The sequence below is a fragment of the Thalassolituus marinus genome (assembly GCF_020320395.1).
Lineage (GTDB): Bacteria > Pseudomonadota > Gammaproteobacteria > Pseudomonadales > Oceanobacteraceae > Venatoribacter > Venatoribacter marinus.
Genome location: NZ_JAEDAH010000005.1, coordinates 13,377 through 26,877, shown reverse-complemented (window position 1 = coordinate 26,877; position 13,501 = coordinate 13,377). Strand labels below are relative to the sequence as shown.

Sequence of the window (13,501 nt, the reverse complement as noted above, 5' to 3'; positions counted from 1 at the left end):
GGACTGCCCTTTTTGTGGGAAGCGTGCTTACTTCAGATCAAAACGATCCGCGTTCATCACTTTTACCCAGGCCTTCACGAAGTCTTTTACAAACTTCTCTTTGTTGTCGTCCTGTGCGTACACCTCTGCGTAGGAGCGCAGGATGGAGTTGGAGCCAAACACCAGATCGACGCGGGTTGCCGTCCATTTCACATCGCCGCTCTTACGGTCAACGATGTTGTAGGAGTTTTTACCCGTCGGCTTCCAGCTGTTACCCATGTCGGTGAGGTTCACAAAGAAGTCGTTGCTTAACACGCCTTCTTTATCGGTGAACACACCGTGCTTGCTGCCGCCGTGGTTTGTGCCCAGTACACGCATACCACCGACCAGCACGGTCATCTCAGGGGCAGTGAGGCCCATTAACTGAGTGCGGTCGAGCATCAGTTCTTCCGGCATCACTGTGTAGTCTTTCTTCACCCAGTTACGGAAGCCATCGTGAATCGGCTCCAGTGGCTCGAAAGACGCTGCATCGGTCATCGCGTCGGTGGCATCACCACGACCCGCTGCGAACGGTACAACAATATCCACGCCGCCATCTTTAGCTGCTTTCTCAACTGCTGCACTACCACCCAGTACGATCAGGTCGGCCATGCTGACTGGCTTGCTCAAGCCAGACTGAATGCTTTCCAGTACGCTGAGTACGCGCTGCAGACGTTCTGGCTCGTTGCCTTCCCAGTCTTTCTGCGGTGCCAGGCGAATACGGCCGCCGTTTGCACCACCGCGGTAATCAGAACCACGGAAGGTACGGGCGCTGTCCCAGGCGGTGGCAACCAGATCTGCCACGCTCACACCGGAGGCGAGAATTTTCGCCTTGATGTCGGCAACCTCGGCATCGCTCAGGGTGTAATCCACCGCTGGTACAGGGTCCTGCCAGATCAGATCTTCTGCCGGTACGTCAGCACCCAGGTAGCGGCTCTTCGGACCGAGGTCGCGGTGAGTCAGCTTGAACCAGGCACGGGCGAACACTTCTTCGAAGTAAGCCTGATCGTCACGGAAACGCTCAGAGATCTTGCGGTATTCCGGGTCCATCTTCATCGCCATATCCGCATCGGTCATGATCGGGTTGTAGCGGATGGATGGATCTTCTACATCCACCGGTTTGTCTTCTTCTTTAATGTTCACCGGTTCCCACTGCCATGCACCGGCCGGGCTTTTCTTCAGTTCCCAGTCGTACTTGAACAACAGGTCGAAGTAACCGTTATCCCACTGTGTCGGGTTGCTGGTCCACGCACCTTCAATACCGCTGGTGACGGTGTCGCGGCCAATGCCACGGCCTTTGTGGTTCATCCAGCCGAGACCCTGTTCTTCTACATTGGCACCTTCCGGATCCGGGCCGAGGTTGGCGGCGTCGCCATTACCGTGACATTTACCCACGGTGTGACCACCGGCGGTCAGAGCGACAGTTTCTTCGTCGTTCATCGCCATGCGTTCAAAGGTGATGCGTACGTCCTGGGCAGTTTTCAGTGGGTCCGGCTTGCCGTCCACACCTTCCGGGTTTACATAGATCAGACCCATCATTACCGCTGCCAGCGGGTTTTCCAGATCACGCTGGCCGGAGTAACGGCTGCCTTCACCACCGGATGGTGCTAACCATTCTTTTTCCGAACCCCAGTAGGTGTCCTTTTCCGGATGCCAGATGTCTTCACGGCCACCGGCGAAACCGAAGGTTTTGAAACCCATGGATTCGTACGCCATGTTGCCGGCCAGGATCATCAGGTCAGCCCAGGAAATTTTGTTGCCGTATTTCTTTTTGACCGGCCATAACAGGCGGCGGGCTTTATCCAGGTTGGCGTTATCCGGCCAGCTGTTCAGCGGCGCAAAACGCTGGTTACCGGTATTGGCACCGCCACGGCCGTCAGCCACACGGTAAGAGCCGGCGCTGTGCCAGGCCATACGGATCATCAGACCACCGTAATGACCCCAGTCGGCAGGCCACCATTCCTGACTATCGGTCATCATGGCTTTGATGTCGTTTTTAACGGCTTCGAGATCCAGCTTTTTGAATTCTTCGGCGTAATTGAATTCTTCGCCCAGCGGATTGGTCTTGGTGTCGTGCTGGTGGAGGATGTCCAGATTCAGGGCATTTGGCCACCAGGCCATATTGTCATTGCCGGATGCGGTGTTGCCACCATGCATTACCGGGCATTGTCCTGCTTTCTTGTCGGTCATGGTCGTCTCCTCTGGGTCGCTTCAGCGATCTCTGTGATGCCTGCCCTGGCGGGCGTCGTTAAGTGATGAATCCAGAATAGGAGAGCTGCAGCCGTTTGCCGAATTGGTTGTAGCAATACAGTTGTTAGGAAAAAACTATAAAAAAATAAAATTGATGTAAATCAATCTATTGATGTTGCTTCCCACTGAAAAGTCATAGCAATTGTGAGGGTATTCAGGGCGCAGAGGCCCTGAACTGGCTTATTCTTCGAGAAAATCACGCCATTCGATCAGCAGGTCACGGAAGTCTTCCAGGCCACACATTGCGCGAGACTCGGCGTCGTAGAAGTCGAGGTCTTCGTCTTCCAGGTCTTCCAGTGAGTGTTCCTGCAGCAGTTCTAACGCGATGACTTCAGCATCATCACGGTTCAGACGCAGCAGGAAATCCTGACCACGCCATTCGTACTCCGGTTTGCGGCCTTCGATGATGGCATCAATGGCTTCAATAAGTTCTGCCAGGCGGGTGCCATCATCACTGAGGTCGTCACTGAGCCACAGGCCAAAGGCCTCGTGATCCATAGACAGTCGCGCACAGGGTAGCTGCCGGTCGTTGTAGTAAAAGCGAAAATCCATAAAGGGTTCTGTAGCAGTGGGGTGTCAGTCGTCGATGTCTTCAGCAGACGCGATTGGCCAGCCACCCAGGTCTTTGTAACGGTTCACAATAAAGCAGAACAGCTCTGCTGTTTTGTAAGTGTCGTAAGCGGCACTGTGTGCCTCGCTGTTATCAAAGTCGATTCCGGCCATTTTGCAACTTTTCGCCAGCACGGTATGGCCAAGAGCGATCGCAGCAATGGAGGCGGTATCAAACGATGAAAACGGGTGAAACGGATCGCGCTTGATATCGTTGCGGGCTACCGCTGCTCGCAGGAAACCATGATCGAAATGGGCGTTGTGACCCACCAGTACAGCGCGGTTACAGCCGTTGGCTTTAATTTCACGACGTACTGTCTGGAACATGCTGCTCAGGGCATCGATTTCGAATTCGGCATCGCGCTCAGGATCAAACGGGTCGATCCCTGTGAAGTCCAGCGCTTCCTGTTGCAGGTTGGCGCCGTCAAACGGATGGATATTGGCACTCATGGTCTCGTTGGGATGCAGGTAGCCATCCTCATCCATACGCAGTGTGACCATGGCAATTTCCAGCAGGGCGTCGGTTTCTGCCTCGAAGCCGCCGGTCTCAACATCCACGACCACGGGTAAAAAGCCGCGGAAGCGTTGTGCCATCATAGTTTTTTCCTGTTTTTCTTCGCTCACCCTCAGTACTCCAGTTTCCAGCGCAGGGTTTCGCCAGCACGCAGCGGCACAATCACATCGTTTCCGAACGGCATTTCGGACGGCACTCGCCAGGACTCTTTCACCAGCGTGATTTCGTCTGTGTTGCGAGGCATACCGTAGAAATCAGGGCCGTTGAAGCTGGCAAATGCTTCAAACTTATCGAGAACGCCCAGATCTTCAAAAATTTCTGCATACAGCTCGATAGCACCGTAAGCGGTGTAGCAGCCAGCACAACCACACGCCGATTCTTTGGCGCCTTTGGCGTGAGGGGCACTGTCTGTACCGAGGAAAAATTTAGGATTGCCGCTGATCACCGCATCCTGCAGCGCTTGCTGGTGGATGTTGCGCTTGAGAATCGGCAGGCAGTAGAAGTGCGGTTTGATGCCGCCAACCAGCATGTGGTTGCGGTTGTACGCCAGATGCTGAACAGTGATGGTGGCACCCACGTTATCGCCCTGACTCATAACAAATTCTGCGGCGTCTTTGGTGGTGATGTGCTCAACCACCACTTTCAGATTCGGGTGACGGCTGACCAGTGGTGCCAGAATGGTATCGAGGAATTCTTTTTCACGATCGAAAATATCGACGTGATTCTGGGTGACTTCACCGTGTACCAGCAGTGGCATATCGTTTTCCGCCAGAGCGGCAGCAATATGGTCAAGTTTACCCAGGTCCGTTACGCCGGAAGCCGAGTTGGTGGTAGCGCCGGCCGGATACAGTTTAACGGCGACCACGTGACCACTGGCTTTCGCTTCGGCGATCATTTCCGGGGTAGTGTTATCGGTCAGGTACAGCACCATCAGAGGGTTGAACACCAGCCCCTGGGGGACACGGGACAGAATACGGTCACGGTATTCCAGTGCCTGCTCGGCGTTCATCACCGGTGGCTGCAGGTTCGGCATGATAATCGCGCGCTTCATCACCCGGGCAGTTGCCGGCACTGTATATTCCAGCACGGCGCCATCGCGCACATGCAGGTGCCAGTCATCGGGGCGGGTAATCGTCAGACGCTCAGTCATAATGCTCAACCTTTGGCTAGAATTAATGGAGGCGCATTGTACCGGTAAGCGCTGGCTGACACTAATCAAACCGTATTAGTGGAGATTGTCGGTTAAATTTACTGCTGCAGCGGCCGATAACCTCTACGTGATTCTGTTTTCTGGGTGCTGCTGCGGCAGCGGGCGATATTTATGATCAGACTGGCAATCTATCTGCTGGCTACCCTGTCTCTGCCGGCATCGGCAGCGCTTGAATACGGCGGCTCCGTCGGTACGACGCGCTGGGCCGTCAGTGGCTCGGTGTTTGAATGCCGTTTTGAGCAGGAAATACCAGGCTACGGTCAGGCGGTGTTTTATCATCAGGCCGGTGAAGATGTGGAATTTCGTCTCGAAACCCTGCGTAACCTGATGGACTACAGCAAGGCTCAGGTCAGTATTCTGCCACCGCCCTGGCAGCCTGCGACCCGTAGTGAGAACCTGGGCACCAGTAAGCTGGTTAAGGAATCACCCAATCTGACCCTTGATACACGCCGCACCAACCAGTTTCTGCATGCCTTGCTGGAAGGTAAATGGCCGGCAATCAGTCACCATACCTATTACGACGATGACCGTTTTGTGCAGGTGCATGTATCGGCAGTGGAATTTGATCAGTACTACCAGGATTATATGGAGTGCGTAAAACAGTTGTTGCCGCTGAATTTTGGACAGGTTGATCGTTCAAAGGTCTATTTTGGCTCTGGCGAACAGGCGGTTGATGCGCGCGATATGAAAGTTCTCGATAAGATTATTTTCTACATCAAAAATGACCCGCGGGTATTTGCTGTGTATCTCGATGGTCATTCCGATGGACTTGGCCGGCGCTATGATAACCGTCAGATGTCCAAAGCCAGGGTAGAAGACGTGGAACGCTACTTTATAAAGCAGGGTATCGATCCGGACATGATCACGACCCGTTTCCACGGTGACCGCTACCCGGTGGCAACCAACAAAACGGCGCAGGGCAGGGCAGAGAACCGACGTGTCACTATCCGACTGGAGCAGCGTAAAGATATGCCGATTCCGGAGCATCTGATTTTCCGTCCCACCAATCGCAAGGTGAATACCGCCGATTCCGGCTCGTCCTCACAATAATCACGCCGCAGTGCGACATATCACGGTTGGCTAAGCTGTACACAACCAGTACAATATTGCCCCTTTCGATTCTGAGGCTGGCGAGTGTTCGCTGGCCTTGCAAAATTTAACAATCCTGGAGTGTTCCATGTCAGACATCAAAAAAGTGGTGCTGGCCTATTCCGGTGGTCTCGATACCTCAGTGATCGCCAAGTGGCTGCAAGAAGAGTACAAGTGTGAAGTCGTAACCTTTACTGCTGACCTGGGCCAGGGCGAAGAAGTTGAGCCAGCACGTGCGAAAGCCGAGGCTCTGGGCATCAAAGAAATCTATATCGACGACCTGCGTGAAGAGTTTGCCCGTGACTTCGTATTCCCGATGTTCCGTGCGAACACCATCTACGAAGGCGAATACCTGCTGGGTACTTCCATTGCTCGTCCACTGATCTCCAAGCGTCTGATCGAGATTGCTAACGAGACCGGCGCAGACGCGATTGCTCACGGTGCGACCGGTAAAGGTAACGACCAGGTGCGTTTCGAACTGGGTGCCTACGCTCTGAAACCAGGCGTTAAAGTGATTGCTCCATGGCGTGAATGGGATCTGAACTCCCGTGAGAAGCTGATGGCGTACTGTGATGAGCACAACATCCACGTAGAGAAGAAGAAAGGTAAGAAGTCCCCATACTCTATGGACGCTAACCTGCTGCACATCTCTTACGAAGGTGATCTGATCGAAGATCCATGGGCAGAGCCAGAAGAAGATATGTGGCTGTGGTCTGTATCTCCTGAAAATGCGCCAAACGAAGCGACTTACCTGAACATCACCTTCAAGAACGGTGACCCGGTTGCTATCAATGGTGAAGAAAAATCACCAGCGACCATTATGGAAGAGCTGAACAAGCTGGCTGGTGCGAACGGTATTGGCCGTGTGGATATCGTAGAAAACCGCTACGTGGGCATGAAAGCCCGTGGTTGTTACGAGACTCCAGCCGGTACTGTGCTGCTGAAAGCACACCGTGCAATTGAGTCTATTACCCTGGACCGTGAAGCTGCGCACCTGAAAGACTCTCTGATGCCTAAATACGCAGAGCTGATCTACAACGGTTACTGGTGGTCGCCAGAGCGTAAGATGCTGCAGGCAGCCATCGATGAAACGCAGAAAGTTGTTAACGGTGAAGTGCGTCTGAAACTGTACAAAGGCAACGTAATCGTTGTTGGTCGTAAGTCAGAAGACTCTCTGTTCGATGAAGCGATCGCTACATTCGAAGACGATGCTGGTGCATACAACCAGAAAGACGCAGAAGGCTTCATTAAACTGAACGCTCTGCGTCTGCGTACTGCAGCTAAAAAAGGTCGTGATCTGCTGTAAGATTGCTACTTTCTGAGCTGTAAAAAGCGGGGCTTAATGCCCCGTTTTTTTATGCGCTTTGCACGGGGGAAATGAATGGAAAATATTTCTGCAGTGAAGCCGGATGATGCTATCTGTCCGCTGTGCGGCGAAGAAAATCGCTGTGGTCTTAAACAAGCGAGCGTTGAACAAACGTGCTGGTGCTTTTCTGCCGATGTAAGCATTCCACAGGCTTTACTGGATAAAGTGCCTGTCGATCAAAGGCATAAAGCCTGTATCTGTTTGTCGTGCATAACTGAATTCAAGTCGTCGCAGTCGAGAGCATTGTAGCGCTGAAATAATTCAGCCAGCTGACCATTTGTTTTCAGTTCAGAGAATATCCTGTTGAGTTTCCCCGAATCAGCAGGTGATCTCGGGTGAATAATTGCCTGATGTTTAAATTGATTATCCGAGCGCTGAGATATCAGGAAATCTGCTGCCTTATCCGGATGTTTCTGTATAAAGTCCCTCAGATACGCCCAGCTTATGATGGTGACGTCTCCCTGCCTGTCACACAGCATTTCCAAGTTTTTCATATAAGACCAGCTGAAAACGATGTCGAAATTCTGCTCCAGATATTGTTCATCCGCATTAAATTCGGCAAAGCCATAGTGGAATCCGGAAATAGCCAGAATCTTTAACCGCGAAATGTCGTTGAAGTACGATTCATCACGGTCTTCTCCCTGTAAGGCAACATAAACATCACGATCATAAAAGAACGGCTCGGAAATCTGGTGTTCAATGTTTTGCCATCCCCACTGCGGGTTTTCGAAAAGAATGATATCAAACTCGTGCTGTTCAAAAGCATCGAAACGCCGCTTTGGTGATATCGGATAGCTGGTAAAGTGAAGTTCCTGCTGATGGCTGTTGAGGAGGGTAATCAAATCAGCAGCCAGCCCGTGAAACTGTCCCTGTTCATCGACGGCTACAAAAGGCTCGTAAGGATATAGCGCTACGCGAACCGACGTCGGATGATCGGCTGTCGCAACAAGAGAAGTGCAAAGGGACAAGCAAAGGGCTAACAGCAGATCCAGGTTTTTCATAGTGCGTGTCCGGCATAAGAGACAATGGGACGAGCCCTTATCCCTACTGATCGTAAGTCTTCAGGCTACTCCTCAGGGCCCGTTTTGAAAAGGTTTACCCGTTCCGGTCGCTGAGGTAGTCTGCGCCAGAGTTAACAGACAGGGAATAAAGCGCCATTATGTCGTCACAGGACAATGCAGCCAGTCTTACGCCACTGCCTGATAGTCAGAATGGCTCATCTGTGCTGGCGCTGGTCAGTCATTTACGCGATAACGCCGAGCTGGGTAAGCACGGTCACTTCTATGCGTCACTGCGCCGCCGTAAGCTGCACGTTCTCTGTGGTGTGCCTGCAATCATCATTAACCTGCTGTTGGGCTCGGTATTCTTTACCTTGCTTCAGGCTGAATTGCCCGATTGGGGAAAGTGGGCCGGCGCGGTACTGGCTTTGCTGGCAGCAGCGCTGGGTGGTGTGCAGACGTTCTTTGATTTCAAAAAGCATGCTGCCGGTCACCGCGACGTTGGCAATGATTACCTGGCGTTGGCGCGCGAGTGCGAGCGTCTGCTGGCGTTAACCCAGGATGGTCTGATGACGCTTGATGCGCTGGCGCAGGAGTTGCCGCGTCTCAATGATCTGTACGCAGATATCAATGAGCGGGCAGAGAGTTTTGTCGTATCGCCGGTAGAATATACCCAGGCCAGAGCCTTTATGCGCAGCCGCCGGAAACCATGATGGATGGACTGGAACCCTTGTTGGCGGGGTTAACTGAACAACAGGCACTGATTCTTCTGCTGGCCAGTTTTCTCGGCTCTCTGCTCACCGCAGCGCTGGGGGTTGGTGGTGGCGCATTGCTGATCACCGTCATGGCCGGCATTGTGCCGCCGCTGGCGCTGATTCCTGTGCATGGTGTGGTACAGATGGGTTCCAATACATCACGAGCCTGGCTGACGCGGCGTTATACACAATGGTCGAAGGTTGGCTGGTTTCTGGGTGGCAGTGTGCTCGCAGCAGCACTCGGCGGCCTGTTGTTGAATCGCATTGACGAGGCCTGGATTCCGCTGATGGTGGGTCTGTTTATTCTCTGGCTTAGCTGGGGGCCAATGCCTGCGCTGGGATTAGGCTCGACCCGCATGGGGCTGTTCAGTGGTGGTTTGCTGACAACCGGAATGACCGTGCTGGTAGGGGCTACTGGCCCTCTGGTATCCGCCTGGCTGGGCAGAGCAGGAATGGATAAATGGCAGTACACCGCCAATTTTTCAGCCATTATGAGTCTGCAGCACGGATTGAAGTTACTGGTCTTTATGTGTGCGGGATTCGCTTTCCATCAGTGGCTGGCGGTTATGGCCGCTATGATTGCCTGTGGCTATATTGGCACCCTGGTTGGGCTCAGATTACTGGGAAAAATTCCGGAAACACAATTTCGCTACGTATTCCGCTGGGTACTGACATTGCTGGCAATGCGTTTAGTCTGGCAATTTTTTGCTGCCGCTCATTAATCTTCACCCTTCGGGGTGAAGATCCAGACGGACAGTCCTGATTAACTTCCCGGGAAACATGGAATTATCAGGATGCTATATGTTAACCAATAAACTTTCCCTCGCCGTTCTTCTGGCTACCTTATCTTCCATCGCACTGACAGGTTGCGGTGGCAGCAGCTCCTCGAGCAGCAGTGACAATGCTGATGGAACCGGAAATGGTAATGATACTCCGCAAAACCAGGACGACACTCCTGTTGCATTAACCACATATACCGATCTGAGCTGGTCTGTCGGTAGCGATGAGCTGGTTGGTCTGACATACCCGCAAGGAGCTCAGAATGGTCCTCTTGTGGCGCTGAAACGCTCTACCGCAAGCGACAGCAGTGTTACTCATACTTTGATGCTGGCGCAGAGCGCGACTAAAGAATTTACTGCCGTTGATGGACTGACTCTGAGCAGCAATTATTACCGCGATGTGCTGGCACTGCCAGTATCCGGTACGTTTGAAGGTACTGAGGTCAGTACAGTTCTGATCGCGACCTGTGGCTATGCAGAGGCATCTCTGCTGGAAGGTGGCACAGAGCCTGAGCCAGAATCATCGGCGATGGCTGTTGCTCTGGAACCTACGCCAGCTGAAACGGTTGATCCAGCCACTCTGGAGATTTATCTGCCAGGCACGGATGTAAGCTACAGCACCGATTTCGAGGACAACGGTGAATCACTTATCGATTGTCACTCAATGGGCGGTCTGTCGGTGTTTGATACAGCCTCTAAGGGCGGCTCTTCTTATTCTGTAAATTTCTATGTATCCGGCCAGAAAAACGATGGCAAGTTCGGCTTGTTTGAAGTGTCTGTCGAATATGATTACTCGCAGAACGAAATCACTGAGGCAGAAGTATATGAAGAAGACAACATGAGTTTCTTCTTCACGGCTGTCGAAGTGGATCCTGAGGATGACTATTTTTTCACCATTAATGTCGAAGGTAATACTTACCTGCTCGATGATTTTGAATCAAAATCTACTGTATTAGAATTTAATGGCAATCCATTTACCGCTGATACCAGTGAAGGTGCGGATATTCTGGATCTGGTGTACAGCGGCGATGACCTGTTTGCGGTATCGGCTGATGCCGGCCTGGTCGGCGCTGACTTTACCGGGAAAGCTTATGTTCTGTTAAGTGGCGGTGATTTCACGCATTGTGCAGATCAACTGGCTGTCAACGGAACCACGCTGTGGTGTCATGATTCGACTGACGAAGGTAAGCTCATTGAATTTACCGCACCAGACGTGCCGCAGTCACAAGCGCCGGAAGTTGTTGCAGTCAGTCAGCGCTCTGTAAATAAAGTGAGTAAGGAAGAAGCTGAACAGATCAAAGCAGAACTGGAAGGTGCCGGTGCGGAAGTTGAAGTGAAATAACCAGAGCCTGTTTGAAAAGCCCGGTTATGCCGGGCTTTTCATTTTGTATGGTAGTCTGCTAAGCAAGCAATAACGACCATGCTTAGCGAGGAATTCTCGCTCAGAAATGTTGTGGTATTTCCCAGCAGCGTATGCCAGTGAATACTACAATTGAGCCAAAAAATTGAGTGAATAAGTTGCAAGGGAAGGGCACTGATTAATGCTTGAAACGTTGTACAGAAAGTACCTTTCATCCTTTCAGGATCACCCGCTGGCGACTGAAATACAGTGGGAGCGACATAACCTGTTCATGAGCGAAGTCGGATCGCGCATGGTAACGACGGTAATCGGTGCTGGCCTCGTCGGTTTGATGTTCTACTCATCTGCACCCTTTTCAGCGTTAGTAATATGGTTCGCCGCCATTGCTTTTGTGGCACTCAATTCCTGGCTGATTATTCGTCATCATTATCGCCAGCCGGCGCGTGATCAGTCGTTGGCGAATATTGGCTATGTAAGGCGCTGGCATTGGCTAAACCTGTATTTGTCCGTTATCTGGGGGATACTCTGGGGACTGACACCCTTTCTCTTCTTTCCGGATGCTTCTCAGGTTCAGGTACTGTCGGTATTGATGCTGGTGGTGGTTCTTGTGTCTACGCCATCGGTGACCATGGGCTGTTATCCGGACATTTATATAACCTTTCTTACACCAGTATTTTTCAGCTTCGGCTGGCATCTGCTCAGTGTTGATTTTGGTGGTGAGTGGTTACCCGTTATCATTGCGCCATTCACCTGGGTTTCACTGGTGGCCTTCAGTGTGATGATTCATCGTACGCACATGGAAGCGATTATTTTGCGGTTGGAACACCGTGATTCTGAGAAACTCGCGCAGCGCAGAACTCAGGCAAAGACCCGCTTTATTGCTGTAGCAAGCCATGATCTTCGGCAGCCGGTTCAGGCTGCACGCTTGTACGCAGAGGCAATGCAAAGCAATGTCGATCTGCGCAACGACATTACCATTAACAAATTAACCGACAGTTTACATTCCGCCAGTCAGTTACTGGATCGACTACTGGATATTTCGCGTATGGATGCCGGTGTCGTAAAGGTAAAGAAAACGCGTCAGCGACTGGATGAAACACTCAATCGACTGGCTGCGACTCACGCCATTCATGCACAGGAAAAGTCACTGTCGTTTTCTCTGCAAACGGAGCAACTGTGGGCGGATATGGATACGGGAATCGTCAGTGAAATACTCGATAACCTGTTGGCCAACGCAATTCGTTATACCCATAAAGGCAGTGTAAAACTTCTTGCTTCCAACCATCATGGAATGATTTCTGTCGAAGTGTCTGACACAGGAGCAGGCATGACGGAGCAGGAGTTAGATGATGCTTTTGAAGAGTTCGTACAGCTGGCCGATAGTGAAGAATCAGCCCGGCAGGGAATGGGACTTGGGCTACCGATTGTTAAGCGTTTGTGTCACCTGCACGGTATTAAACTGGATGTCATGTCAAAACCCGGCAAAGGGACAACCATTACCTTGTGTTGGCCTGCGGCTGACAAACCGGATGCGGCTGAGGGGGTGAGCTCCCACAGTGTTCAACAAGGATGTCTGAGAATTCTGCTGGTCGAGGATGAGGAGCAGGTTGCCGATGCTATTTCCGCCGTGCTGGTGTCTGCCGGACACGATGTCGCAGTGAGTCACAGTCTGCAAAAAACGCGGGAGCTGTTACACAGTCAGTGGCAGCCGGATATTCTGATTTCGGATGATCGGCTGCCCGAAGGTAAGAATGCACTGGATATTATTCACTGTGTTCACAGCGTTTATCCGCAGTTGCCGGCCATGGTAATTACCGGTAATACATCACCAGAGCGGCTGAAGACTTTGCAGAGTAGCGGCCTGACGGTGCTGTTTAAACCGATGTCTGCCGACAAACTGCGTCAGTCAATTAATGAGCTGTTATTGAGTGTCGAGTAAGCCCATTTCACGGGCTTTATTCAGGCATTCGATACGGCTGGTCACATCCAGTGTGTTGTACATCAGACGGATGTGAGTTTTGATGGTATTGGTACTGAGGCAGAGTGTATCGGCGATGGCTGCATTGCCCATGCCGGATTGCATCAGGGTGAGAATTACGCGCTGCCGGTTAGAAAGCAGAGCCTGCTGTTGTTGGTCGATGTAGTGTTCGGCGCCAGCGGGATAAGATTGCCCGGCCATTACCGCGGTGATGGCCTGTTTTATTTCATCGGTACCCTCAGCTTTGCTGAGAAACCCACGTGCTCCGGCTGACATCACCCGCTGTTTGTTGGCATCGGTCAGATTGCCGGAACAGACCAGCACCGGAATGTTCTTGCCATTCTGTGAGAGAATATCCAGTAACATCAGGCCGTTCACACCAGCCATTTCAAGATCAAGAATAATCAGTTGCGGAGTTTCCTGCTGAATACTTTTCAGTGCATTTTCCGCGGCAGTATAGGCTTTGACTGTACAACCCTGAATCAATCCGCTGACAACCGTTTTCATTGCTTCGGCAAACATCTGGTGGTCGTCGATCAGGTAAATAAGCATAAAGACTCATAGCTTAACTTCAG

13 protein-coding genes are annotated in these 13,501 nt (G+C 51.9%); 7 read left to right on the top strand and 6 right to left on the bottom strand.

The features are described from left to right. Positions 1-27: 27 nt before the first annotated feature. From katG to pyrC, 4 genes are all read right to left on the bottom strand, one after another. Positions 28-2,208 (bottom strand): catalase/peroxidase HPI, encoded by a 2,181-nt coding sequence (katG, locus tag I9W95_RS01115; RefSeq protein ID WP_225670904.1) that lies wholly within the window; start codon positions 2,206-2,208, stop codon positions 28-30. A 240-nt stretch (positions 2,209-2,448) separates the two neighbouring features. Next, a complete protein-coding gene (locus tag I9W95_RS01110; RefSeq protein ID WP_225670901.1) occupies positions 2,449-2,820 on the bottom strand; it encodes a YacL family protein in 372 nt (123 codons plus the stop codon). A gap of 24 nt (positions 2,821-2,844) precedes the next feature. Continuing rightward, positions 2,845-3,471, bottom strand: coding sequence for a ribonuclease T (rnt, locus tag I9W95_RS01105; protein WP_225671014.1), 627 nt, complete (start codon positions 3,469-3,471; stop codon positions 2,845-2,847). 32 nt (positions 3,472-3,503) lie between these two features. Then, positions 3,504-4,541 (bottom strand): dihydroorotase, encoded by a 1,038-nt coding sequence (pyrC, locus tag I9W95_RS01100; RefSeq protein WP_225670899.1) that lies wholly within the window; start codon positions 4,539-4,541, stop codon positions 3,504-3,506. Between the two features lie 171 nt (positions 4,542-4,712). Here pyrC and I9W95_RS01095 point away from each other — a divergent pair, with 171 nt between their 5' ends. The 3 genes from I9W95_RS01095 (at position 4,713) to I9W95_RS18575 (ending at position 7,305) form a co-directional block, all read left to right on the top strand. Next, on the top strand, positions 4,713-5,651 hold the full coding sequence (locus tag I9W95_RS01095) for a flagellar protein MotY (protein WP_225670897.1): 939 nt from the start codon (positions 4,713-4,715) through the stop codon (positions 5,649-5,651). Positions 5,652-5,778: 127 nt separating this feature from the next. Beyond that, complete coding sequence (locus tag I9W95_RS01090; protein ID WP_225670895.1) at positions 5,779-6,996, top strand: argininosuccinate synthase; 1,218 nt, start codon at positions 5,779-5,781, stop codon at positions 6,994-6,996. Positions 6,997-7,071: 75 nt separating this feature from the next. Continuing rightward, positions 7,072-7,305: a cysteine-rich CWC family protein gene (locus I9W95_RS18575; protein ID WP_225670893.1), complete on the top strand. Its 234-nt coding sequence runs from the start codon at positions 7,072-7,074 to the stop codon at positions 7,303-7,305. Here I9W95_RS18575 and I9W95_RS01080 read toward each other — a convergent pair. Continuing rightward, the gene (locus I9W95_RS01080) at positions 7,233-8,057 is read right to left on the bottom strand and encodes a substrate-binding periplasmic protein (RefSeq protein ID WP_225670891.1); all 825 of its coding nucleotides are present in this window, start codon (positions 8,055-8,057) and stop codon (positions 7,233-7,235) included. The genes I9W95_RS18575 and I9W95_RS01080 overlap by 73 nt on opposite strands. A gap of 158 nt (positions 8,058-8,215) precedes the next feature. Between I9W95_RS01080 and I9W95_RS01075 the strand changes: the two genes are divergently transcribed. The 4 genes from I9W95_RS01075 to I9W95_RS01060 all read left to right on the top strand — a co-directional run bounded on the left by I9W95_RS01075 (position 8,216) and on the right by I9W95_RS01060 (position 12,887). Then, positions 8,216-8,767 carry an SLATT domain-containing protein gene (locus tag I9W95_RS01075; RefSeq protein ID WP_225670890.1) on the top strand — a complete coding sequence of 184 codons (552 nt, stop codon included), beginning with the start codon at positions 8,216-8,218 and terminating at the stop codon, positions 8,765-8,767. Beyond that, complete coding sequence (locus I9W95_RS01070) at positions 8,764-9,531, top strand: sulfite exporter TauE/SafE family protein (protein ID WP_225670888.1); 768 nt, start codon at positions 8,764-8,766, stop codon at positions 9,529-9,531. The genes I9W95_RS01075 and I9W95_RS01070 overlap by 4 nt, the downstream gene beginning before the upstream one ends. Before the next feature lie 79 nt (positions 9,532-9,610). Further along, entirely contained in the window at positions 9,611-10,930 is a 1,320-nt protein-coding gene (locus tag I9W95_RS01065) for a ribosomal protein L7/L12 (protein ID WP_225670886.1), read from the top strand. A gap of 199 nt (positions 10,931-11,129) precedes the next feature. Beyond that, the gene (locus I9W95_RS01060; protein ID WP_225670884.1) at positions 11,130-12,887 is read left to right on the top strand and encodes an ATP-binding response regulator; all 1,758 of its coding nucleotides are present in this window, start codon (positions 11,130-11,132) and stop codon (positions 12,885-12,887) included. Here I9W95_RS01060 and I9W95_RS01055 read toward each other — a convergent pair. Next, positions 12,870-13,478 (bottom strand): response regulator transcription factor, encoded by a 609-nt coding sequence (locus tag I9W95_RS01055; protein ID WP_225670881.1) that lies wholly within the window; start codon positions 13,476-13,478, stop codon positions 12,870-12,872. The two genes, I9W95_RS01060 and I9W95_RS01055, sit on opposite strands and share 18 nt — an antisense overlap. Between the last annotated feature and the right edge of the window lie 23 nt (positions 13,479-13,501).

What these genes read in the sequence shown, in the direction of transcription:
- katG (WP_225670904.1), bottom strand. Translation starts at nt 2,208, where the DNA reads ATGACCGACAAGAAAGCAGGACAATGCCCGGTAATGCATGGTGGCAAC.
- I9W95_RS01110 (WP_225670901.1), bottom strand. Translation starts at nt 2,820, where the DNA reads ATGGATTTTCGCTTTTACTACAACGACCGGCAGCTACCCTGTGCGCGA.
- rnt (WP_225671014.1), bottom strand. Translation starts at nt 3,471, where the DNA reads ATGGCACAACGCTTCCGCGGCTTTTTACCCGTGGTCGTGGATGTTGAG.
- pyrC (WP_225670899.1), bottom strand. Translation starts at nt 4,541, where the DNA reads ATGACTGAGCGTCTGACGATTACCCGCCCCGATGACTGGCACCTGCAT.
- I9W95_RS01095 (WP_225670897.1), top strand. Translation starts at nt 4,713, where the DNA reads ATGATCAGACTGGCAATCTATCTGCTGGCTACCCTGTCTCTGCCGGCA.
- I9W95_RS01090 (WP_225670895.1), top strand. Translation starts at nt 5,779, where the DNA reads ATGTCAGACATCAAAAAAGTGGTGCTGGCCTATTCCGGTGGTCTCGAT.
- I9W95_RS18575 (WP_225670893.1), top strand. Translation starts at nt 7,072, where the DNA reads ATGGAAAATATTTCTGCAGTGAAGCCGGATGATGCTATCTGTCCGCTG.
- I9W95_RS01080 (WP_225670891.1), bottom strand. Translation starts at nt 8,057, where the DNA reads ATGAAAAACCTGGATCTGCTGTTAGCCCTTTGCTTGTCCCTTTGCACT.
- I9W95_RS01075 (WP_225670890.1), top strand. Translation starts at nt 8,216, where the DNA reads ATGTCGTCACAGGACAATGCAGCCAGTCTTACGCCACTGCCTGATAGT.
- I9W95_RS01070 (WP_225670888.1), top strand. Translation starts at nt 8,764, where the DNA reads ATGATGGATGGACTGGAACCCTTGTTGGCGGGGTTAACTGAACAACAG.
- I9W95_RS01065 (WP_225670886.1), top strand. Translation starts at nt 9,611, where the DNA reads ATGTTAACCAATAAACTTTCCCTCGCCGTTCTTCTGGCTACCTTATCT.
- I9W95_RS01060 (WP_225670884.1), top strand. Translation starts at nt 11,130, where the DNA reads ATGCTTGAAACGTTGTACAGAAAGTACCTTTCATCCTTTCAGGATCAC.
- I9W95_RS01055 (WP_225670881.1), bottom strand. Translation starts at nt 13,478, where the DNA reads ATGCTTATTTACCTGATCGACGACCACCAGATGTTTGCCGAAGCAATG.